This is a genomic window from Desmonostoc vinosum (assembly GCF_059505385.1).
The window spans coordinates 34,754-56,287 of sequence record NZ_JCACKM010000029.1 but is presented as its reverse complement, the minus strand read 5'-3'; the positions used below and the strand labels follow the sequence as shown (position 1 = coordinate 56,287).

General features: G+C 41.2%; 20 protein-coding genes. 7 read left to right on the top strand and 13 right to left on the bottom strand.

What is annotated here, in order from left to right; genetic code table 11:
- Positions 1-115: 115 nt before the first annotated feature.
- Positions 116-661, bottom strand: coding sequence for an NADPH-dependent FMN reductase (locus tag AC5JMF_RS04245; protein ID WP_495794474.1), 546 nt, complete (start codon positions 659-661; stop codon positions 116-118).
- A 420-nt stretch (positions 662-1,081) separates the two neighbouring features.
- Between AC5JMF_RS04245 and ftsH the strand changes: the two genes are divergently transcribed.
- Positions 1,082-3,022 (top strand): ATP-dependent zinc metalloprotease FtsH, encoded by a 1,941-nt coding sequence (ftsH, locus tag AC5JMF_RS04240; protein ID WP_495794473.1) that lies wholly within the window; start codon positions 1,082-1,084, stop codon positions 3,020-3,022.
- A 162-nt stretch (positions 3,023-3,184) separates the two neighbouring features.
- Here ftsH and pstB (AC5JMF_RS04235) read toward each other — a convergent pair whose 3' ends face one another.
- From pstB (AC5JMF_RS04235) to pstS, 5 genes are all read right to left on the bottom strand, one after another.
- Positions 3,185-3,964: a phosphate ABC transporter ATP-binding protein PstB gene (gene pstB / locus AC5JMF_RS04235; RefSeq protein ID WP_495794472.1), complete on the bottom strand. Its 780-nt coding sequence runs from the start codon at positions 3,962-3,964 to the stop codon at positions 3,185-3,187.
- A 235-nt stretch (positions 3,965-4,199) separates the two neighbouring features.
- Positions 4,200-4,979: a phosphate ABC transporter ATP-binding protein PstB gene (gene pstB / locus AC5JMF_RS04230; RefSeq protein ID WP_495794471.1), complete on the bottom strand. Its 780-nt coding sequence runs from the start codon at positions 4,977-4,979 to the stop codon at positions 4,200-4,202.
- A gap of 33 nt (positions 4,980-5,012) precedes the next feature.
- The gene (gene pstA, locus AC5JMF_RS04225; RefSeq protein ID WP_495794470.1) at positions 5,013-5,894 is read right to left on the bottom strand and encodes a phosphate ABC transporter permease PstA; all 882 of its coding nucleotides are present in this window, start codon (positions 5,892-5,894) and stop codon (positions 5,013-5,015) included.
- Positions 5,895-5,915: 21 nt separating this feature from the next.
- Positions 5,916-6,914, bottom strand: a complete 999-nt coding sequence (pstC, locus tag AC5JMF_RS04220; RefSeq protein ID WP_495794469.1) for a phosphate ABC transporter permease subunit PstC — start codon at positions 6,912-6,914, stop codon at positions 5,916-5,918.
- Positions 6,915-7,076: 162 nt separating this feature from the next.
- Entirely contained in the window at positions 7,077-8,120 is a 1,044-nt protein-coding gene (gene pstS / locus AC5JMF_RS04215; RefSeq protein WP_495794468.1) for a phosphate ABC transporter substrate-binding protein PstS, read from the bottom strand.
- 633 nt (positions 8,121-8,753) lie between these two features.
- On the opposite strand from pstS, the gene AC5JMF_RS04210 reads away from it, so the two are divergent.
- Entirely contained in the window at positions 8,754-10,262 is a 1,509-nt protein-coding gene (locus tag AC5JMF_RS04210) for a UbiD family decarboxylase (protein WP_495794467.1), read from the top strand.
- A 64-nt stretch (positions 10,263-10,326) separates the two neighbouring features.
- On the top strand, positions 10,327-10,854 hold the full coding sequence (locus tag AC5JMF_RS04205) for an SH3 domain-containing protein (RefSeq protein ID WP_495794466.1): 528 nt from the start codon (positions 10,327-10,329) through the stop codon (positions 10,852-10,854).
- Between the two features lie 200 nt (positions 10,855-11,054).
- On the opposite strand, the gene AC5JMF_RS04200 is transcribed toward AC5JMF_RS04205, so the two are convergent.
- Both AC5JMF_RS04200 and AC5JMF_RS04195 read right to left on the bottom strand, forming a co-directional pair.
- Positions 11,055-12,212, bottom strand: coding sequence for an NADH:flavin oxidoreductase/NADH oxidase family protein (locus AC5JMF_RS04200; protein ID WP_495794465.1), 1,158 nt, complete (start codon positions 12,210-12,212; stop codon positions 11,055-11,057).
- An 87-nt stretch (positions 12,213-12,299) separates the two neighbouring features.
- Positions 12,300-13,238, bottom strand: a complete 939-nt coding sequence (locus tag AC5JMF_RS04195; RefSeq protein WP_495794464.1) for an NAD-dependent epimerase/dehydratase family protein — start codon at positions 13,236-13,238, stop codon at positions 12,300-12,302.
- A 240-nt stretch (positions 13,239-13,478) separates the two neighbouring features.
- On the opposite strand from AC5JMF_RS04195, the gene AC5JMF_RS04190 reads away from it, so the two are divergent.
- The 4 genes from AC5JMF_RS04190 (at position 13,479) to AC5JMF_RS04175 (ending at position 18,194) form a co-directional block, all read left to right on the top strand.
- Positions 13,479-14,624: a glycosyltransferase gene (locus AC5JMF_RS04190; RefSeq protein WP_495794463.1), complete on the top strand. Its 1,146-nt coding sequence runs from the start codon at positions 13,479-13,481 to the stop codon at positions 14,622-14,624.
- 109 nt (positions 14,625-14,733) lie between these two features.
- Positions 14,734-15,492, top strand: a complete 759-nt coding sequence (locus tag AC5JMF_RS04185) for an undecaprenyl-phosphate galactose phosphotransferase family protein (RefSeq protein WP_495794477.1) — start codon at positions 14,734-14,736, stop codon at positions 15,490-15,492.
- Between the two features lie 654 nt (positions 15,493-16,146).
- Positions 16,147-17,226, top strand: coding sequence for a GDP-mannose 4,6-dehydratase (gmd, locus tag AC5JMF_RS04180; protein WP_495794462.1), 1,080 nt, complete (start codon positions 16,147-16,149; stop codon positions 17,224-17,226).
- A 23-nt stretch (positions 17,227-17,249) separates the two neighbouring features.
- Entirely contained in the window at positions 17,250-18,194 is a 945-nt protein-coding gene (locus AC5JMF_RS04175; RefSeq protein WP_495794461.1) for a GDP-L-fucose synthase family protein, read from the top strand.
- Positions 18,195-18,218: 24 nt separating this feature from the next.
- On the opposite strand, the gene AC5JMF_RS04170 is transcribed toward AC5JMF_RS04175, so the two are convergent.
- The 5 genes from AC5JMF_RS04170 to AC5JMF_RS04150 all read right to left on the bottom strand — a co-directional run bounded on the left by AC5JMF_RS04170 (position 18,219) and on the right by AC5JMF_RS04150 (position 21,436).
- On the bottom strand, positions 18,219-18,725 hold the full coding sequence (locus AC5JMF_RS04170; RefSeq protein WP_495794460.1) for a GNAT family N-acetyltransferase: 507 nt from the start codon (positions 18,723-18,725) through the stop codon (positions 18,219-18,221).
- Between the two features lie 309 nt (positions 18,726-19,034).
- On the bottom strand, positions 19,035-19,967 hold the full coding sequence (locus AC5JMF_RS04165) for an ROK family protein (RefSeq protein ID WP_495794459.1): 933 nt from the start codon (positions 19,965-19,967) through the stop codon (positions 19,035-19,037).
- 30 nt (positions 19,968-19,997) lie between these two features.
- On the bottom strand, positions 19,998-20,129 hold the full coding sequence (locus tag AC5JMF_RS04160) for a hypothetical protein (RefSeq protein ID WP_495794458.1): 132 nt from the start codon (positions 20,127-20,129) through the stop codon (positions 19,998-20,000).
- Positions 20,130-20,317: 188 nt separating this feature from the next.
- The gene (locus AC5JMF_RS04155; protein ID WP_495794457.1) at positions 20,318-20,482 is read right to left on the bottom strand and encodes a hypothetical protein; all 165 of its coding nucleotides are present in this window, start codon (positions 20,480-20,482) and stop codon (positions 20,318-20,320) included.
- A gap of 57 nt (positions 20,483-20,539) precedes the next feature.
- On the bottom strand, positions 20,540-21,436 hold the full coding sequence (locus tag AC5JMF_RS04150; protein WP_495794456.1) for an ABC transporter permease: 897 nt from the start codon (positions 21,434-21,436) through the stop codon (positions 20,540-20,542).
- Positions 21,437-21,534 lie beyond the last annotated feature (98 nt).

Below are 21,534 nucleotides of genomic sequence, written 5' to 3'. Positions count from 1 at the left end.
CCGGGAAACCCGTCCAACGCAGTGGCTCCCCAAGATCACACTGCCTCAACTTTGTCAGACAGACCCCAACACAAAACTTACAGGTTATAGAACCGGGGGACTTAAACCCACGGAACTAGTTAACGCCTCGTAACTTGCGAGTGTTGTCCACTAAGCTTTGAGCAAACTGATCAAACCGTTGAGAAAGCTTTTCATCCGTTAACTTATTTTCTGGACTAAAAGCACCCCATGCTTGTCCTATGGCAATTTGTTCTGGAATTACCCAACCGTGTACCCAGCGCATAATTATCCGTAGATCGTTCAAAGCATTGCTATTAGACTGACCTCCTAAGATACTAATCAGTCCTGTTACTTTATCAGATAGTTCTTCAAAGCTCATCAAATCTAGAGCATTTTTCAAAACACCACTAACACCACCGTGATACTCAGGTGTTGCCAAAATTAACCCATCAGCGCGGCTAACTGTATCCTGTAACCGCTTGACATCTGGGTAATCTGGATATTCCTTGCCGCCGTTACAAAACGGTAGCCGTAACTGTCGCAAATCAAGAATTTCTACCTCCGCACCCAAGGCTTCTATCCTTTGTGCTGCTACCTGCAAAGCAATTTGGGTATACGAGTTGGGTCTTAAACTACCACCAAGGCCAACAATTCTTACCATAGTTCACCCACTAATTACTAACTGGCTATCATCGAAGAAGGGAACTCTTAACAGGGAAAAGTTTTTCCTATTTCTTGTTCTCTAGCCCTGAGTAAAAGACTCCCTATTAAGAGTCATCCGTTAAGAGTTCCCTTTTTAACAACAAACTTCTTAAAAACGAAGTCATTACGACTATGCTTATAGTAGCGATTTACGTCGTAATATGTCAAATTACACTCTAGTGCCAAATTTTATGTGTCATGAATAAGAGGGATGAGGGAGAATATCAATTCGCAATTCCCCATTACCCCTAATCCCCATTCCCTATGTGGAAGCTAGACTAGATAAGAAAACTGTAATTTCCAGTTATTACAATTTTTGCTAGAAGGATAGGCATAAAACTAGCGCTCAGCCTATGGCAGCAGACAAAAGGTAACTATTATGACAAATTCTGTAAAGAAGGCTTTGATAAAACAGCGATGTCTTGCGACAAGCCGCTCTGCGTCTACGCCGAAACGCCTTGCATGGACTGGTGTGCTAGCAGCCGGTTTGATTATGCTGCCAAGTATTTTTGGGGTTACGCCTGCCTTGGCACAAAAAGCAGAGCGTGATTCTCTAAGTTATGGCGAGTTAATTAAGAAAGCAAAGCAGGGAGAAATCAAAAGAGTAGAGCTAGATGAAACCGAGCAAATAGCAAAGGTATATCTACAAGATCAAAAGCCAGATAAACCGCCGCTGCAAGTCAGACTTTTGACGCAAAACACAGAGTTAATTAATATTCTCAAAGAAAAGAATGTTGAGTTTGGTGAAGTTTCCTCTGCTAACAGTAGAGCCGCTGTGAGTTTATTAATTAATCTCATGTGGATTTTGCCGTTGGTGGCTTTAATGCTATTGTTCCTCCGCCGTTCTACCAATGCCTCTAGCCAAGCGATGAACTTCGGCAAATCTAGAGCGCGTTTTCAAATGGAAGCAAAAACTGGGGTGAAATTTGAGGATGTCGCAGGGGTTGAAGAAGCTAAAGAAGAATTGCAAGAAGTTGTCACTTTCCTCAAACAACCAGAAAGATTTACCGCAGTAGGCGCACGTATTCCCAAAGGAGTATTGTTAATTGGCCCTCCTGGTACAGGTAAAACTTTACTGGCAAAAGCAATCGCTGGGGAAGCTGGTGTCCCGTTCTTCAGTATTTCTGGTTCGGAATTTGTTGAAATGTTTGTGGGTGTGGGTGCGTCCCGCGTGCGTGACTTGTTCAAGAAAGCCAAAGACAATGCTCCTTGTCTGATATTTATCGATGAAATCGATGCTGTGGGCCGGCAACGGGGTGCTGGTATCGGTGGCGGTAACGATGAGCGCGAACAAACTCTCAACCAATTGCTTACCGAAATGGATGGGTTTGAAGGTAACACTGGTATCATTATTATCGCTGCAACCAACCGCCCAGATGTGCTGGATGCCGCACTGTTACGTCCAGGACGCTTTGATAGACAAGTGATTGTGGATGCACCAGATTTAAAAGGACGACTGGAAATTTTGCAAGTCCACGCGCGTAATAAGAAAATTGATCCTAGTGTATCATTGGATGCGATCGCTCGCCGCACTCCTGGTTTTACAGGCGCAGATTTAGCTAACTTACTCAACGAAGCTGCCATTCTCACTGCCAGACGGCGAAAAGAAGCCATCACCATTCTCGAAATTGATGATGCTGTAGATAGGGTAGTAGCGGGTATGGAAGGTACTGCCTTGGTAGACAGCAAGAGCAAGCGTTTAATTGCCTATCATGAAGTTGGACATGCCTTAGTAGGTACTTTGCTCAAAGACCATGAACTCGTGCAGAAAGTCACACTCATCCCACGGGGACAAGCACTAGGTTTAACTTGGTTTACTCCCAATGAAGAACAAGGATTAATATCTCGTTCTCAATTGAAAGCCAGAATTACTGCAACTTTGGGTGGTCGCGCCGCCGAAGAAATTGTTTTTGGCAAAGCAGAAGTAACAACAGGTGCAGGAGATGACCTACAAAAAGTGACAAGCATGGCGCGGCAAATGGTGACGCGCTTCGGAATGTCTGAATTAGGCCCACTGTCCCTAGAAAATCAAAGTGGAGAAGTATTTTTAGGACGTGACTGGATGACTAAATCAGAATATTCTGAGGAGATTGCTGCTAAAATCGATTCCCAAGTACGGGACATTATTAGCCATTGCTACCGAACCGCGAAAGAACTGTTGCAAGAAAATCGTATAGTTCTAGAGCGCTTAGTAGACTTGCTATCAGACCAAGAGACAATTGAGGGCGAACTATTCCGTAAAATTGTTACTGAACACGCCCAAGTAGCTGATGAAAAATTGGTTGTATCTCATTCAACGCTAACTCAAGTCAACCCGTAATCAAAGGACGCGGTGAGTAGGTAGGTAAAGACAGAATTCAGATTCTACCTTCTGCTTTCATGAATTTTGTACTCTTGTGGGTAAAGGAAAAAGGTTTTTTCTTATTCCTTTCCCCCTTACCCTTTTCCCAGCTTCTGCAAGAAGTTCAAATAAAGAAACATCTCAACTCAGACGCGCTAAAACGTAGTCACGAGTACGGGAATCAAGAGCATTAGTCACAATTTTATGCGTAGAACCAAATTCAACCAGCCGCCCAACACGGTTTTCATTGTTACAAAAGAAAGCTGTGAAATCAGATAGGCGGGTTACTTGCTGCATGTTGTGAGTGACAATCACAATTGTCAACTCAGAACGCAAATTATGGATTAAATTCTCAATTTTCATACTAGCAATGGGATCAAGACCCGAACAAGGCTCATCCATCAGGAGAACTTTCGGTTTCACTGCTAAAGTACGAGCAATACACAGTCTTTGTTGCTGACCCCCAGAAAGCTCTAAAGCAGATTTGTGTAGCTTACTTTTGACTTCATCCCAAAGTTCGGCAGCTTTAATGGCAGACTCAACAATCTCATCTAGTTCTACTTTTGGACGCCACCCGACTATTTTTACTCCATAGGCAACGTTATCATAAACGCTCATGGGAAAAAGATTCGGCTTAGGAAAAACCATACTAACTTGGCGACGTAACCGATTTAAGTTAATGCGACGCTCATAAATATTTTGACCAAAAAACTCTACTCTACCCTCAACCCGCACTTCTTTTTCTAGTTCAATCATCCGATTGAGCGATTTAATAAAAGTAGATTTGCCACAACCACTAGAACCAATAATTGCCGTGACTTGGTTCTGGTTGATATCCATCGATACGCCTTCAAATATCTTTTGAGCATCGTAGTACAAGCTCAGATTTTTAACTCTGATGGCTGGAATTAATTTACTCATATTTATAATACGTATGATGCATTTACTGAGTAACGCAGTATAAGTTTAGCAGTACTGCGACACTATGTTACTCCGAAAAAGCATAATTTTATATAGATTATTCGTGTATACAGCAGGTAGGCTGTTAGTATATGCACGTATGTTTTACTGTTAAATATTTAACTTTTAAAGTTGATTTATCAAGTAAATATTAAGTTTTCACGCAGAAGTTTAATACACAAATTTGCCTTACACTTCACCCAAAACGCCCAGAAACGTAATCCCGGGTGCGAGAATCGAGGGGGTTGTTAAATATTTGCTCTGTAACACCAAATTCCACCATGTTGCCAATACGACTTTCATCTGTGCTAAAAAAAGCCGTTAAATCAGAGACACGAGCAGCCTGCTGCATGTTGTGAGTGACAATTACAATAGTCAAATCAGAACGCAAAACATGAAGCAGTTCTTCAACTTTCATTGTGGCAATGGGGTCAAGAGCTGAGCAAGGTTCATCCATGAGAAGAACTTTTGGTTTAACTGCTAAAGCACGCGCAATACACAGTCTTTGTTGTTGACCTCCAGAAAGCATTAATGCTGATTTATTCAGCTTATCTTTTACTTCATCCCAAAGTGCTGCATCTTTGAGAGCAGATTCGACAATTCCATCTAATTCTGCTTTGGGATGTCTGTTGGCTATTCTCGCACCGTAGGCAACATTTTCGTAAATACTTATAGGAAAAGGATTCGGTTTTTGGAATACCATACCGATTTGGCGACGTAAGCGATTGATATTAATTCGAGGGTCATAAATATTTTGTCCAAAAAATTCTACGTGTCCTTCAACTTTTACAGTTCCTTCTAATTCACTAATGCGGTTAAGAGTTTTAATAAATGTGGATTTACCACAACCACTAGGGCCAATGATGGCCGTAACTTGGTTTTGATAAATATCCATTGTCACCCCTTCAACCACTTTTGAGGTGCCATAATAAAAGTTTAAGTTTTGCACTTTAATAGCTGGAGTTAAATTACTCATACTAACTAAATATGTATAATAAAAACTAAATTTTTACTTTATTCTTCTTTGTTGAATAACTAAGCGAGAGACTAAACTGACACACAAAATTAGACAAAGTAAGACTATAGAAGTAGTCCATACCAATTGGTTTACTTGTGGGTCGGGGTCGTTATAGAGGTTGAAAATTAGCACAGGTAAAGAAGCTGTTGGATTAAGTAATCCTGCTGACCAATCTAAACTAAATAGGGCTGTAAAAATTAGAGGTGCAGTTTCACCAGCAGCACGGGCTATGGCTAACAAAGCACCTGTAGTAATTCCAGGGAGGGCAGCAGTAAAAACGATACGGAAAGTAGTTTGCAGTCGAGTTCCCCCTAAAGCAGCAGAAGCAAGGCGTTGAGATGTAGGAACAAGTTTTAAGGATTCTTCTGTTGTCAGTATAATAACAGGTAACATAATTACACTTAAAGCAAAACCCCCAGCGATCGCACTAAATCCCTTCGTCGCCAAAACGATTATACCGTAAGCGAATATACCGACAATAATCGAGGGAACACCTGTAAGAATATTAATAATGAAGCGAACTAGGTGAGTAGTTGAATTAGTTTGACTAAATTCTGATAGGAAGATTCCCGTCATGATCCCTGTGGGAATGCTTAAGAGCGCACCGATAGACACCATGGTTATGGTACCTAAAATAGCATTGCCAAAACCTTGGTCAATTACTGCTTTAATAAATATATCTGGTTTAATTCCAGTTATTCCTCGTGCGAGAATTTCCCATAAAATTGACAATAAAGGCACGAGTGCTAAAACTGTAAAAATAAACGCGATCGCATTCATTGCATAGGTAAAAAACAGTCGTCTGATAGTTAAAGGACTGTATAGTTCTGCTACTAGAGATTCATCTACTGCCGATTTTGAATAATCATTCATAATAGGTTGAGATTTTAAATTCTAATGATTTTTTCTGCCGATCCATTGCACTACTAGTAATGCAATCATATTCACAATTAAAGTTAGCCCAAATAAAATTAATCCCAGATAGCAGAGAGCGCCAATATGTAATCCCGGTTCAGCTTCTGCAAATTCGTTAGCCAATATAGAGGGAATTGTATAGGCTGGATCGAGTAAAGATGCGCTAATTTGTGAAGAGTTACCAATCACCATAGTCACAGCCATTGTTTCGCCTAAAGCACGCCCTAGAGCTAACATTGCCGCACTGATAATTCCAGAAAATCCAGTTGGCAGTAATACTCGAAAAATTGTTTCCCAGCGTGTACCACCTAAAGCCATAGATGCACTACGTAACTCTTTAGGGATGACCAGCAATATATCACGAGTAATTGCTGACATGATTGGCAAAATCATGATGGCTAGAATAATTCCAGCCGTCAACATATTTGTTCCAGAAGGGTCTTGTGTATTAAATAATGGTATCCATTTAAAAATATTAGATAACAATTTTTGTAAAGGTTCTAAGAACGGTATGAAAACAAAAATACCCCACAAACCAATAATGACACTTGGAATAGCTGCAATTAATTCCACAACGAATGCTAAAGTTGTTCGTAATGGCGAAGGTAAGAAATTTTCGCTTGTTACCAAAGCTACTGCTATACCTATTGGCACAGCAAATAAAAGAGCGATCGCACTACTTACTAAAGTTCCATAAATATAAGGTAATGCGCCAAATATCTGATTACCTGTATCCCAATCTTGGCTCCACAAAAAACCTAGTCCAAATTGCATCAAAGCTGGTCGGGCTTCTTGAAAAATCACCCAACTCATCACAAATAATACCGCCACAGAAATCACAGAAAAAATATAAACTAGCCCTGTAAAGCCTTGATTAAACCATAAGTCTTTAGCATCACTAGCCATTAAGTCAAAATTTTTATTATTTAAATTTGTCTGATTCGATGAGTTATTATCCGGTACCTTTGATGTTGCCATTATCAATTAAGAAAATAAACTATAGGAATCTGAATTGATTCATGAAATTATTTACATGTACAGGGAGTAGGGAAAAGTTTCTTACCCCACTCCCCATTTTCAAAACAGTAGGGTGAACTATTGATTCACCCTACTAAAAGAAAAAATTAATGGGATAAAAAACTATGGTTTGACATTGCTATTAACCGTCTGAAGTACTCGATTTACCACATTAGATGGAATTCTAGTGTAGTTTAAATCGTCATTATACTGTTGACCATCCTTTAATACCCAATTAACCCATTTTTTAACAGCATCAGCTTTAGAAGAATTAGCATATTGCTTGTAGACCATCATCCAAGTTAAACCAACAATCGGATAACCTTGTCCTGGGTCTCCCACAAAAACGCGGAAGTTCTCTGGAAAAGTCACATTTGATAAAGCTTCATTTGCAGTTTGTAAGGAAGGAGCAACAAACTCTCCTCGCTTATTCTGTACCAGTGCTGATTTTAGTTTGTTTTTGACAGCGTAGGCATATTCAACATAACCAATAGAGCCAGAAGTACGAGCTACTAAAGAAGCTACACCAGGGTTGCCTTTGCCTTTAAGTACGTTTGGTAGATTCCAACTTGGAGCAGTGTTAGCTCCTACTCTCCCTTTGAAATAACCACTTATAGCACTCAAATGGTTTGTAAAAATAAAAGTTGTACCACTACTGTCGGCACGAACAGCAAATTTAATTGGTTGATTTGGTAGGTTGACACCAGGGTTATCCGCTTTAATTTTGGCATCACTCCAGTTGGTAATTTGACCCGAAAAAATTGCTGGTAGAGTAGACCGAGACAATTTCAGATTATTAACACCTGAAAGATTGTAAACGACAGAAACAGCACCACCTGCTGTTGGTACTAAAATGACACCATTCTTGACTTTGGCAATTTCTTCATCTTTCATTGCTGCATCACTGCCCCCAAAGTCAACAGTTCCAGCAATAACTTGACGAATACCGCCACCGCTACCAATTCCTTGGTAGTTGATTTTCAAGTCTGGATGTTGTTTTCTCACTTCACGAGCATATTTTTCATAAAGTGGAGCGGGAAAAGTAGCTCCTGCACCATTAAGAGTTTGAGCTTGGGCGATCGCGCCAAAAACTGGACTTAGTGCCACACTAGCTGTCACAATTGAAGTAGTAACTACACGATTCAAGATGGTAGTCGAAAAAATCATATTGCCTCGTATTAAAGAAATATTTTTCCTGGCGTATTGACTGCTTTATGTAAGCTACATTCTTTATAGTTGAAAACAATTTAACAACTGATAAATAAATAGTTAACAAGTGATTAAGATTTCGTTTGTACACAAGCTTAATCTATATTAGATATAGATAAGTTCATATATTTTTGTTTCCAAAACATATGGAATTATAAATTTATTTTTTTGCAAATATAAAAATTTTATTAGCTATTCTTAATCGTAAAAATAATAATTGTTTTTATACCAATTCTGTATGAAGATGCGCTAAATTATCTTAGATTTAGCACAATCAATTAAAAACGTACCGCACGCGTAGCTTGCTTAAGGGTATGATTTTGCTATGAAAAACTTACCCTTGAAAGCCTCAGTGACTGGGAGGCAGGGGGAGAAAAATTCCCCATACTTTTCCTGTCACAGACGCTACGCGTAGCTTGCTATTGCGTAGGGGTACGATTTTGCTCAGTACAAGTTCCCCATTCCCCTAATCCCCACTGGGCTTCGCTAACGTGGGGCCCCCGAGTTTCCCATTCCCATTGCAAGCGACAAATGACTAATAATATAAGAAGGCACTTCACACTTCTTTAAAGATTCAACTTTACTAGAACAATGGCAAGAGATCTACGGGGATTCATCAAAATTCTGGAACAAAAGGGTCAATTACGGCGAATTTCAGCTTTAGTTGACCCAGATTTAGAAATAGCGGAGATTTCTAACCGGATGCTGCAAAAAGGTGGGCCAGGGTTGTTATTTGAAAACGTCAAAGGCGCTTCTTTCCCCGTAGCGGTGAATTTGATGGGAACCGTGGAAAGGATATGCTGGGCAATGAATATGCAGCATCCAGAAGAGTTAGAAACTTTAGGTAAGAAGTTGTCGATGTTGCAACAGCCAAAACCGCCGAAAAAGATTTCCCAAGCAATAGATTTTGGAAAAGTGCTGTTTGATGTCGTCAAGGCAAAACCAGGACGTGACTTTTTTCCTGCTTGTCAGCAAGTGGTAATCCAAGGCGATGATTTGGATTTGAATAAGTTACCTTTGATACGCCCATATCCTGGTGATGCAGGTAAGATTATCACGCTAGGATTAGTAATTACAAAGGATTGTGAAACAGGAACACCAAATGTAGGCGTGTATCGTTTACAACTGCAATCCCAAAATACGATGACAGTCCACTGGTTATCAGTGCGTGGTGGGGCTAGACATTTGCGAAAAGCTGCCGAACGTGGGAAGAAATTAGAAGTAGCGATCGCTCTTGGTGTTGATCCGCTAATTATCATGGCAGCGGCTACGCCCATACCTGTAGATTTATCAGAATGGCTATTTGCTGGGCTTTATGGTGGTTCGGGTGTGCAACTGGCAAAATGCAAAACCGTAGATTTGGAAGTACCTGCAGATGCAGAATTTGTTTTGGAAGGGACAATTACACCAGGGGAAGTTTTACCAGATGGGCCTTTTGGCGATCATATGGGTTACTACGGAGGTGCAGAGGATTCACCCTTAATCCGCTTCCAATGCATGACACACCGTAAAAATCCGATTTATTTGACCACATTTAGTGGACGCCCACCCAAAGAAGAGGCGATGATGGCGATCGCACTCAATCGCATCTATACCCCTATTCTGCGGCAACAGGTATCAGAAATTGTCGATTTCTTCTTGCCAATGGAAGCTTTAAGTTACAAAGCAGCAATTATTTCCATTGATAAAGCGTATCCAGGACAAGCACGACGGGCAGCTTTGGCCTTTTGGAGTGCCTTGCCTCAATTTACTTACACCAAATTTGTGATTGTCGTAGATAAAGACATAAATATTCGCGATCCGCGTCAAGTAGTGTGGGCAATTAGTTCCAAAGTTGACCCTGTGCGAGATGTATTTATTTTGCCAAATACACCCTTTGATACTCTAGATTTCGCTAGTGAGAAAATTGGTTTAGGTGGACGCATGGGAATTGATGCAACGACAAAGATTCCGCCAGAAACTGAACATGAATGGGGTGCGACCTTAGAATCAGATCCAGATGTAGCAGAGATGGTAGAAAGACGATGGACAGAGTATGGCTTAGCAGATTTGCGCTTAGGAGAAGTTGACCCAAATTTGTTTGGCTACGATATGAAATAGAAAAAAATAAATTAGTCCAACAAGCTAAAGCCTGTTGAGCTAATAATAAAAATTTGGAGAAAATATGAAAAAATTTACATCACAGCTAGTAATGGGATTAGCACTCAGTTTTACTAGTGTGATTGTTAATAGTACTATGACTAATCAATTGGTTTTAGCAAAACCAACCAATCTACACAAGTGCGATATTTTTGCTTATGTCACCGATACAGATCCGCAAGGTATAAATGTACGGAAAGCTGCGGGCACTAGGAATAGAATTGTCGGGAAAATACCCATTAATGAAACAGTTAAAATTATCGCTATTGCTGGAAATTGGGTACAGATTACCAATGCTAGCGACGGGTTTCAAGGAACGGGATGGGTATTTGTCAAAAATTTAGGTATATCAACAAAAGGGTATGCTACTAATGGCGTAGATATTTACACAAATGCTAATCTGCAAAGCCGAAAAATCATTAGAGTTCCTGCTAGTTTGAATATCAAATTATTAGGTTGTAAAGGAGATTGGGCAAAGGTAGAATATAAAGGATTGAAGGGTTGGTTAGCAAAAGAAGATCAGTGTGGTGCAGCTCTTACTAGTTGTTCTTAGTTTGATGGTAATACAGTTTTTTAGCACTAAAATTCTCTAACTACGAACTGTTTTTATATTTATCCTTAAAAACTATAACTAGGTAATCCAGTGATATCAATCTCAAGAGAAAACTCGACCTTGCGCTCCAATAGCAAGCGTTCGCGAATCTCCTGCTCAATTAATTCTCTTTCGAGCTTTGTAATGCCACTATTAAACGCTCAACATTCCCTGATTCCTGCTAATTGATGAATTTGTTGAGTGTACCAGATAATTTCAAGCATTCCCTGATCCATGTCCGTATTTGATGTTAGCTGTGGCTGTAGATTAATATTTTCAGTTCGACTGGTTAAAAGTTGCATTGGAAGATCTGGTGCAACTGCTAAAGGTCTTGCCAAACCAATCACATCCACACTGTCCTCAGAAATTGCTTGTACCATAGCATTAACTGAGCGAAAGCCCCCAGTCAACATAATTGGAATAGAAACAATTGAGCGCACGAGGCGAACATATTCTAGAAAATAAGCTTCTCGTTGCCTTGTACTTTCTTTTTGAGGAATTTTTACCTGACCCATCATTGCCAATTTTTCGTAAGTTCCACCAGATATTTCAACTAAATCAACACCAACTTGTTCTAAAGCCTGAACAACATTAATAGACTCTTCTTCCGTAAAACCACCTCGTTGAAAATCAGCAGAATTGAGTTTGACACTAATCGGAAAATCTCGACCAAGACAGCTACGTATCCCTTGATACACCTCTAACAAGAAACGCATACGTTTTTCTGGCGTTCCTCCCCATTTATCAGTACGTAAATTAGAAACAGGAGATAAAAACTGGCTAATCAAATAGCCATGAGCTGCATGAATTTGTATGCCAGTAAAACCAACTTTTTTGGCTACTGTTGCTGTATAAATGTGACGCTCAATTAATTGTTCAATCTCGGCTGGAGTCAATGCTCTAGGATGAGCAAATTCTTGAGCGGGCAGTTGTAAGGGAACTGAAGATGGTGCCACAGGTTGAGATGATAAATATTTTGGTGATTGCCGTCCTGGATGGTTAATCTGCATCCATACATGACCTCCTTTTGTTTTGCTTGCATTTGCCCATTGTTCTAGTAATACTAAATGTTGTTCATCCTCAATTACAATGTCATTTGGTAAAACTAGTGCTGAACTATCAATCATTACATTGCCTGTAATTAATAATCCTGCACCTCCTAATGCCCATCGTTTATACAAGCTAACTATTTCTGGTGTTGGAGCATTATTACTATCACCTAATTGCTCATTCATTGCAGCTTTAGCTATGCGATTTGGTAACTGCGCCCCACACAATAGTTTTAACGGCTGGTTGAGAATTGCTACTTTGTTTGTCATAGGTTTAACTGACATTAATTACCATTATTATCGAAATTTTCTAATTTTTGTTGAGGGAGAGATACGAGCCAAAAGATTTGTTCTTGATTACAAAGCTTGTAAAATCTCCTCATCTACAGAAAAATCAACCTCTGCTTTGTCATTTCCAGCCGCGAGATAATCATTTTCAAAGGAATCAGTTAGCCCAGAAATTAAGTCATACTCAGGTTGCCAATTTAATTGAGTCACCGCTTTATTCACCGCAGCAAAGAAATGCTGTACCCGCATGGGAAAAGCTTTACGTTTGCCAAAATCAAACTTTTTCGGGTCGTAATGGACAATATTTACAGCATCGGCTGATTTACCCGCAGCTACAGCACAAGCACGGGCTAAACCATCAAAAGTCACAAAGCGATCGCCAGAAATATTATAAATTTGCTTTAGAGCTTGTTCATTGCCCAAAACTTGAGACATTGCCTTGGCTAAATCCTTGACATGTCCTAGTTGGGTAATGTGTAATCCATTACCAGGAATTGGAACTGGACGATCGCGTACAATTCTGTCAAAAAACCAGCTTTCTAACTCGTTATAATTACGTGGCCCGTAGATGTAAGTAGGACGAATGGAGGTAAAAGGTAATTCCTGTTGTCTTAGGTAAGCTTCTGTTTCATGCTTACCTTGATGACGGCTTTTTGGATCGACCTTATCGCCTTCTACATGAGGCAATTGATCAGATTTCAGGTATACTCCAGCAGAACTCATATACACAAAATGCTGTATTTTACCTTGAAAAATTTCTGCCAGCGGTTGAGTATCTGTTAGTTCTCGTCCATTATTGTCAAAAATAGCATCAAACTCTTCTTGTGCTAACTTTTCTTTTAATTGAGTAGCATCGGTGCGATCGCCTGTAATTTGTCCTACTCCCGGTAAATCAGGTACTGGACGATTACCACGATTAAACAATACTACCTCATGCCCCTGTTCCACTAGTAGTTGTGTCAGGTAAACACCAATGAATCGAGTGCCGCCCATAATCAGAATTCGCATAAATTCCCAATTCCTATTTCAATTGTTGAGGGATTAGGGGCTGGGAATGAGGGAGAAATTTTCCCCGCATCCTCTTGCCCAATCCCCAATCTGAGGTTATCAGGTTACAGTATCCCTCTGGAACCTCTTATGGGAAATTACGTCTTAGATTTAACCTGGGGCGCTTCCCATTCCACAAAGGGAAACTTTTCAGTTAACCTCATAATTTACCCAAGTGTTTTTCATCCATTCAAGTTAGCTGTGCCCTTGAAATATGCTTTAGTTCATGAGTGGCTAACACCTAAAGCCACTGGCGGATCAGAACTCGTTGTCAGGGAAATTTTGAATCATGTTGATGCTGATTTATATGCCCTCATTGATTTTGAATCCAGCAATCCCGAAAGTTATCTATACAAGCGTCAAATTGGCAGAACGTTTCTCCAGTACTTACCCTCTGCACGCAATGGTGTACAGAAATATTTGCCGTTATTGCCATTGGCAATTGAACAGCTAGATTTACGCCACTATGACGTAATTCTCTCTTCATCTCACGCCGTTGCCAAAGGAGTTTTGACTACTCCAACTCAGTTGCATATTTGCTACTGTCACAGTCCTATGCGCTATGCTTGGGACTTAACTTTTGACTATTTGCACCACAGCAAGCTGGGTAGTGGTTTAGCTGGTTGGGTAACGCGATATATATTGCATCGTTTGCGTCAATGGGATGTATTGAGTGCAAATCGCGTTGATTACTTTATTGCTAACTCTGAGCATACAGCGCGTCGAATTTGGCGTTGCTATCGACGAGAAGCAACAGTCATTTACCCACCAGTAAACATTGCAGAGTTTCCATTTTCTCCTCAAAAAGAGGATTTTTACCTGACAGTTTCGCGGCTAGTAAGTTATAAGCAAGTAACTTTGATTGTGAAAGCTTTTAACCAACTCAAACGACCATTAGTAGTCATTGGTACAGGAGACGAAATGACAAAGATTCGCAAGATAGCTAACTCTAATATTCAGATATTAGGATGGCAACCAGATGATGTTGTAAAAAAATATATGGCTAAAGCAAAAGCCTTTGTTTATGCAGCCTGTGAAGATTTTGGTATTGCCTTGGTAGAAGCACAAGCTTGTGGCACTCCGGTAATAGCCTACGGTGCAGGAGGGGCGTTAGAGACTGTGCGAGATGTTCGCTCTTGTGTTGAGACAGGAACTGGAATATTTTTTCCAGAACAAACAGAGGCAGCCTTAATCGCAGCAGTAGAAAAGTTTGAAATGTATGAAGTTTCAATGAATCCTGAGTATCTGCGATCGCACGCTGTCCAGTTCTCGCCACAAATCTTTGCAGATCGTTACCGGGAATTTTTAAATCAATGCCAGCAAAAAAGCCCTTTTTTGGTGTCATGATCTAAATTTATTTGCTTATTTTATATGCTTTTGGTAATTTTCCCCCAGAAGCACCTCCTTTTGGCTTTAAGATTGGGACTATGTGTGGTGTGGATTGTTAAGGAGTATGATGACTGCCCAGAGCTCACTCCTCTCCGGCAAGCGAGGCATACGGCAAGACGCTAAAGCGTCTACGCGTACTTTCTTAAAACGTGGTCAACAGACAAAGATGCCTAAGGTGAAACCCAAAGGTTTGCCTTTTCAAGGTTTGAACGGAGAGTTTGCCAAGCGACTGTTCGATATTGTATTTTCACTGTCGGTATTAATCTTGTTTTTCCCGGTCTACTTGATCTTGTCCTTGCTGATTGCTTTCAGTTCGGAAGGCCCGATTTTTTACGTCCAAGAACGAGTTGGTAAAAACTACAAACGCTTTAATTGTATTAAATTCCGTACAATGGTTAGCAATGCCGACGAAGTTCTCGTGCAAATGATGGAAACATCTCCTCAATTGCGGCAAGAATTTGAAACCAGCTTTAAGCTCAAGCAAGACCCCAGAATCACTAAAATTGGTCGATTTCTGCGAATTACCAGTTTGGACGAATTTCCTCAGTTCTGGAATGTTTTAAAAGGGGATATGAGTGTGGTCGGCCCTAGACCCCTTGTAGAGGAAGAACTACCGAAATATGGTTGTTATATCGATGAGATTTTAACAATCCGTCCAGGCATAACAGGACTGTGGCAAGTGTCTGGACGTAACGATATTCCGTACCCCCGGAGAGTCCAAATAGACCTGCATTATGTTAAATTCAGAAACTTTTGGCTCGATTTATGGATCATCCTGAAAACTATTGATGTGGTAGTTATGCCCAAAAATAACGGAGCATACTGAAATGAGTCATTAGTCCTTGATCAATGAGTCATTAGTACCGGGAACTAATGACTCATGGCTTTAATGAAAGGGAATAGGTGAGCCACCCCCGTGGGCATGGGAGTGGCGTGGTTTCCCCCATGGGCGACTGCACGATCTTCATGCAGCGTCTCCCCTTGGGGAAGGAGCGTCACCCGTTAGCGCAGCGTCTTTGACAGGAGAATGGGAATAGGCAAAGACTAGGCACCCACAAGGGGCGGGGTTTTGTTAGCACCTGTCTGTTTAAGCAAGCCACGCGGTAGCGTCTTGTAGAGAAGCCTTCCCGCAGGTTATCTTGATTTTTTGATAAATCCTATATAGGGCATGAAAATCCTCTTCTAAGTGCCCCTAGCCCCTATTTTCGCGTTGATTTATTCAGCCTTCACAAACAACAAAACTATATGAAGTTTCAGCAAATTTTAAAAACATGATCAATAGTTACTTAAGTATCTTGATTTAACCTAGATAAAGGTTACTTGTTAAATTATTTTTAATTAAGTATATTTATTGACGGTAAACTTATCATATCAATTAATACTCGTAGTTTTCTCATTATGCAATTTAGTAATTAGCTGCTAAGTTGTATCAGATTGTATGTAAATTTTTCATCAAAGATAATCGAGGGATCTATTGGGCATGACGCAACAAAAGCGAGCGCTGATTACTGGTATTACTGGTCAAGATGGTTCATATCTAAGTGAATTTTTACTAGAGCAAGGTTATGAAGTTCATGGTATTATTCGCCGTACTTCTACCTTCAACACAGACCGCATCGATCACATCTACGAAGACCCCCACAAGGATGGAGTGCGGTTACTTCTTCACTATGGCGACCTGACAGACGGTACTACACTGCGCCGCATTTTAGAAGAAGTCCAGCCAACAGAAATTTATAACCTGGGCGCTCAATCCCATGTGAGGGTGAGCTTTGATTCACCAGAATACACGGTAGATGCAGTAGGAATGGGAACACTACGTCTGTTGGAGGCAATTCGCGACTACCAACGACGCACCGGCATTGAGGTACGGTTTTACCAAGCCGGGTCTTCGGAAATGTACGGGTTAGTACAAGCAGTACCCCAAAGCGAGACAACGCCATTTTATCCTCGTAGCCCCTATGCTTGTGCTAAAGTTTACGCCCACTGGCAAACAATTAATTATCGTGAATCTTACAAAATGTTTGCTTGCAATGGCATACTTTTTAACCATGAATCACCCCGCCGTGGTGAAACTTTTGTAACCCGTAAAATTACTAGAGCGGTCGCCCGTATTGTTGCTGGTAAACAGAAAAATATTTATATGGGCAACCTTGACGCTAAACGCGATTGGGGTTACGCCAAAGATTATGTCCGGGCCATGTGGTTAATGTTGCAGCAAGACCAGCCAGATGATTACGTAATTGCCACTGGTGAAACCCACTCAGTAAGAGAATTTTTAGAACTAGCGTTTAGTTATGTAAATCTCAACTGGCAAGATTACGTGGAGTTTGATGAGCGTTATCTGCGTCCGGCTGAAGTAGATTTGTTGATTGGTGATTCTACTAAGGCACAGCAAAAATTAGGCTGGAAGCCTTCTGTAACTTTCAAAGAACTTGTAGCCTTAATGGTAGAAGCTGACTTACAAGCATTGGGTTGTACTTCTCCCAATGGAAATAGTTCGCACACAGCGCATGATATTGCTACTATTCGTCAAGAATTGGGAGCTCTCCACTTCTGATTCCAACCTCTGAGGATAAAAATATGACTGCCTTAGAACTAAAAAACAAACGGATTCTCGTTACTGGTGGGGCTGGGTTTTTGGGCCGTCAGGTAATAGTTCAGCTGTGCAGAGCCGGAGCTGAGAGTGAGAAAATAACTGTACCGCGATCGCGTGAGTGTGACATCCGTGTTTGGGAAAATTGCCAACGTGCAGTAGACCAACAAGATATCATTATCCACCTAGCTGCTCATGTTGGTGGTATTGGTCTTAATCGCGAAAAACCCGCAGAGCTGTTCTACGATAACTTGATCATGGGAACCCAGCTAATTCATGCTGCCTATCAAGCTGGAGTAGAAAAATTTGTCTGTGTAGGTACAATTTGTGCTTATCCCAAATTTACCCCAGTGCCGTTCAAGGAGGATGACCTGTGGAACGGCTACCCAGAAGAAACCAACGCCCCCTACGGAATTGCTAAAAAAGCGCTTTTAGTCCAACTGCAATCTTATCGGCAGCAGTATGGCTTTAACGGCATCTACCTACTACCAGTGAATTTATACGGGCCCGAAGATAACTTTGACCCCAGAAGTTCTCATGTAATTCCGGCGTTAATTCGCAAAGTTCACGAAGCCCAAATTCAGGGAGAAAAACAACTACCTGTGTGGGGAGATGGCAGTCCTACCCGCGAGTTTTTGTATTCAGAAGATGCGGCGCGGGGAATTGTGATGGGCACTCAATTCTACAATGACTCAGAACCAGTAAATTTAGGCACTGGCTATGAAATCTCTATTCGTGATTTGATTACTCTAATTTGCGAACTGATGGAATTTGATGGTGAAATAGTTTGGCAAACTGACAAACCCAACGGTCAACCCCGCCGCTGTTTAGACACTGAACGAGCAAAGCAAGCCTTTAATTTCACAGCTCAAGTAAGCTTTGAGCAAGGGTTAAAGAATACGATTGAGTGGTATCGTCAAAACGCTGCTTAGTTGTACGGTGGGCATCTAGCCCACCTAAATTTTTATCTCAAATATTGAAGCGTCAAAGGCAATGTTTAACTTTAAAAAAATATCAGATTTGTGGTTGACAGCCCATTCAATATTCCAATCAGTAAATCCAAGACTGCGGTAAAGTTTTGATGCTATCTCGTTACCTCGTTGGTAACTCGTCGCAATTAATTCAACTTCTGGGTAAAGTTTGAGACGCCGAACCACTTCAAGTATTGTTGCGCGTCCATAACCTTTTCGTTGATATTTGTGATCAATCATCAGGCGGATAATAAATCCAACGCCAGCATCTATTTCATACATTGTAAAGCCAACCATCGGCGATCGCGGCTGCTCATAACCCAATACTGTGGCATCATAGATAGCTAAAGGAAAAAGATTTGGGTTAACCTTAGCTTCAGCTAATGATTTGACGTTTGATGCCACAAAACCTTTTTGAGATTCTTCCACTTCTAAACCGATACATTCATGAAAATTATCAAGCGTGACATTGCGTAAATGTATCCTAGTCAAACATTCTCCTTGGTTTAGATATCTAATTTAGAATGCAAATATAAAACTAAGTAACCAGAGTGTAGGAAATAACCTATAGCGTTGACAGTGATATGTTCAACTTGACAACAAACAGTTGCGCTTGATGAACATCAATCGTACTTGATCGCAGGTAATTCCCATCACTCTGGTGCTTTTTGGTGGTTAAGTTCCACCAAAGTGTAAAAGTAAAGGGCTTTGTAAGTATATAACGGTAGATTTGAATTCATTGTATAGCAGCACACATTTTTACTTGAGTTCTGCGAGTTTTTTCTGAGAAGATTGAAGTCATCACCTTAAATAATTTTGCCAGCTCAACCTTGCTGCACCCAACATTCCCGCACAATTACCTAGCTCTGCTGGTAATATTTGCAAACCCAAACGAGAAGTATGCAGTACTCGCCGTTCAATTTCTGCTTTCGCTGCTGGTAAGAAAAACTCAGCACTGGCGCTAACACCACCACCTATCACGATCGCTTCCGGTGTCAGCACATAAATCAAACTCGCTAAGCCAATGCCCAAATTTCTACCATACTCTTGCCAAAAAGTCAAGCTTTTGATATCACCGGCTTGAGCCAAAGCACCCAACTCAGCAGGTTCTTTACCTGTGCGGCGACGGATGGCGAATACTGAGGTGTATTGTTCCAAAGAGCCTTGATTACCGCTATTACACGCCGGGCCATTGGGATTGAAGGTAATTAAACCTAATTCTCCAGCTGCTCCTTGATGTCCAACAAACAGCTTACCATCTAGAATAATCGCACCGCCGACCCCAGTCCCCAAAGTCAACAAGATAAAATTTTGAAATCGGCGACCTGCGCCTAACCAAGCTTCTGCAACGCCTGCACAGTTAGCATCATTAGCGATCAAAGTCGGCTTACCCGTTTTAGCTTCCAACCAATCTGCCAAAGGTACATTGTGCCATCCTGCCAAGTTAATAGCAATTTGGGCAATACGCCCCGCTGCATCCGCAGGGCCGGGAGTACCAACACCGATAGCCACAGTTTGATTATCTGCGTCAACTTGTGCGATCGCATCCAGCATCACCGCCAATACCGCCTCTGGTGTTGCCGGTTGCGGAGTTGCCACAGTTAAAGATTGTAAACAAGTACCATCAGGTGTAAAACGCCCCAGCTTAATCGCTGTTCCGCCCAAATCGATGCCAACTACTTGATCCACAATGGCAATTCCAAACTTTATCTGTATAAAAACATAAATATACATGGTAGAGATGCACCATGACGCGTCTCTACACTACAATTCATCATCAAAAAAAGCTAAAGGTTTAAAACCTTGCCCGCAAGTAGCACGAAAGAATCCTGGTATTGTCAGGCAGGCTGAAACCCCATTGTAGTTACACCAATTCTCTAAAATTCGGCTACACATTCAAACTCCGAAACCCTTACTAAATAAGAGTTTCTTAATTACGCGCTTCGCAGCGGTAGCGAGGTACGAGCGTCCGAAGGAGCGTCATTACGAATTACGAATTACGAATTGGTATTACACCCCTTTGCTTAAGCAAGCTACACATTGCGTCCCGTAAGGAAGTTTAGCTAAGTTTTTCCTATTCCCTTTCATTTATGGCTATCAACAATTGTGACATTGGCTACTGGGTATGAACCGAAACGCGATCGCTCTTGCCAAGCTGTAGCTGGCGCACCTCTCAAGACACTGGCAAGAACAACCGAAAGCATGAAACCACCAGTAGCAGCAGCAATTAAAGTTAAGTTATCTTTCACACGAATCCTCTGTTATTAGTTGTTATTTGTCAGTTGCTAATGACCAATAACTAATGACTACTTTCGGATTCTATTTTCTCTTCGCAATCGAGGATTGACAAATTCATTTAACCCCTCACCAAGTAGTGATAACCCTACCACCATGATTGTCATTGCCAAGCCTGGGAAAAGTGTAGTCCACCAAATGCCGATGGGCAGTGCTTCCAAGGCTTGTTTCAAATCATGTCCCCACTCGGGCAATTCTTCGGGAAGTCCTAACCCCAAAAAGCCTAAACCACCCAATACTAAAATTGCATCGGCGGCGTTGAGGGTAAATAGTACAGGAACACTTTGAATGACGTTGAAAAACAGATATCGAGAAAGCACAGTCCAGGTAGAAGCGCCCATTGCTTGAGCTGCTTCGATGAACACTTCTGTTTTAACGCTGACAGTGTGGTTGCGAACAACACGGTAATATTGAGGGATGTAAGCAATGCTAATAGCGATCGCTGCGTTTAATATTCCTCGTCCTACCACAAACGCCAGCGTCACCGAAAGCAGCAGTCCTGGTAAGGTGTAAATGCTATCCATAATAAACAGCAATATCCTATCCAGATTGCCGCCGAGATAACCACTCAACATTCCCAGAGGTACACCGATAATCATACTCAGCGCTGTTGCCAAAATGACTACTTGCAAAGCCGCTTGAGCGCCAAACACAGTGCGAGAGAATACATCATAGCCCAAGCGGCTAGTACCAAACCAGTGTTTTGCTGACGGTGGTGTTTGAACCGGGTTAGAGAGGAATTCTTGAGGATTTTGCAGCCATCCCAAGAACTCAAATACAGGAGCGAAAAAAGCTATAAAAATGAAAAATAGGGTAATCGCTAACCCTATAAACATAAGTTGTTGAGAAAGGTAAGGATTTTTCGCAAAACGTAAAAATACTGGCAGTGGACGTTTGGTAATGGCCATGAGCGATCCATTCAGCTAGATACGCTGACCATTTTACATACTGGAGATTAGGGATTGGGAACTAAACATCATAAAAGTTTGACTGATTAGTGGCAATG

Bases quoted from the DNA above. Each gene is read 5' to 3' on its own strand.
- AC5JMF_RS04245 (WP_495794474.1), bottom strand. From the start codon at position 661: ATGGTAAGAATTGTTGGCCTTGGTGGTAGTTTAAGACCCAACTCGTAT.
- pstB (WP_495794472.1), bottom strand. From the start codon at position 3,964: ATGAGTAAATTAATTCCAGCCATCAGAGTTAAAAATCTGAGCTTGTAC.
- pstS (WP_495794468.1), bottom strand. From the start codon at position 8,120: ATGATTTTTTCGACTACCATCTTGAATCGTGTAGTTACTACTTCAATT.
- AC5JMF_RS04200 (WP_495794465.1), bottom strand. From the start codon at position 12,212: ATGACAAACAAAGTAGCAATTCTCAACCAGCCGTTAAAACTATTGTGT.
- AC5JMF_RS04210 (WP_495794467.1), top strand. From the start codon at position 8,754: ATGGCAAGAGATCTACGGGGATTCATCAAAATTCTGGAACAAAAGGGT.
- AC5JMF_RS04185 (WP_495794477.1), top strand. From the start codon at position 14,734: ATGACTGCCCAGAGCTCACTCCTCTCCGGCAAGCGAGGCATACGGCAA.
- AC5JMF_RS04195 (WP_495794464.1), bottom strand. From the start codon at position 13,238: ATGCGAATTCTGATTATGGGCGGCACTCGATTCATTGGTGTTTACCTG.
- ftsH (WP_495794473.1), top strand. From the start codon at position 1,082: ATGACAAATTCTGTAAAGAAGGCTTTGATAAAACAGCGATGTCTTGCG.
- AC5JMF_RS04175 (WP_495794461.1), top strand. From the start codon at position 17,250: ATGACTGCCTTAGAACTAAAAAACAAACGGATTCTCGTTACTGGTGGG.
- AC5JMF_RS04160 (WP_495794458.1), bottom strand. From the start codon at position 20,129: ATGTGTAGCCGAATTTTAGAGAATTGGTGTAACTACAATGGGGTTTCA.
- AC5JMF_RS04205 (WP_495794466.1), top strand. From the start codon at position 10,327: ATGAAAAAATTTACATCACAGCTAGTAATGGGATTAGCACTCAGTTTT.
- gmd (WP_495794462.1), top strand. From the start codon at position 16,147: ATGACGCAACAAAAGCGAGCGCTGATTACTGGTATTACTGGTCAAGAT.
- pstA (WP_495794470.1), bottom strand. From the start codon at position 5,894: ATGAATGATTATTCAAAATCGGCAGTAGATGAATCTCTAGTAGCAGAA.
- AC5JMF_RS04165 (WP_495794459.1), bottom strand. From the start codon at position 19,967: ATGTATATTTATGTTTTTATACAGATAAAGTTTGGAATTGCCATTGTG.
- AC5JMF_RS04150 (WP_495794456.1), bottom strand. From the start codon at position 21,436: ATGGCCATTACCAAACGTCCACTGCCAGTATTTTTACGTTTTGCGAAA.
- pstB (WP_495794471.1), bottom strand. From the start codon at position 4,979: ATGAGTAATTTAACTCCAGCTATTAAAGTGCAAAACTTAAACTTTTAT.
- pstC (WP_495794469.1), bottom strand. From the start codon at position 6,914: ATGGCAACATCAAAGGTACCGGATAATAACTCATCGAATCAGACAAAT.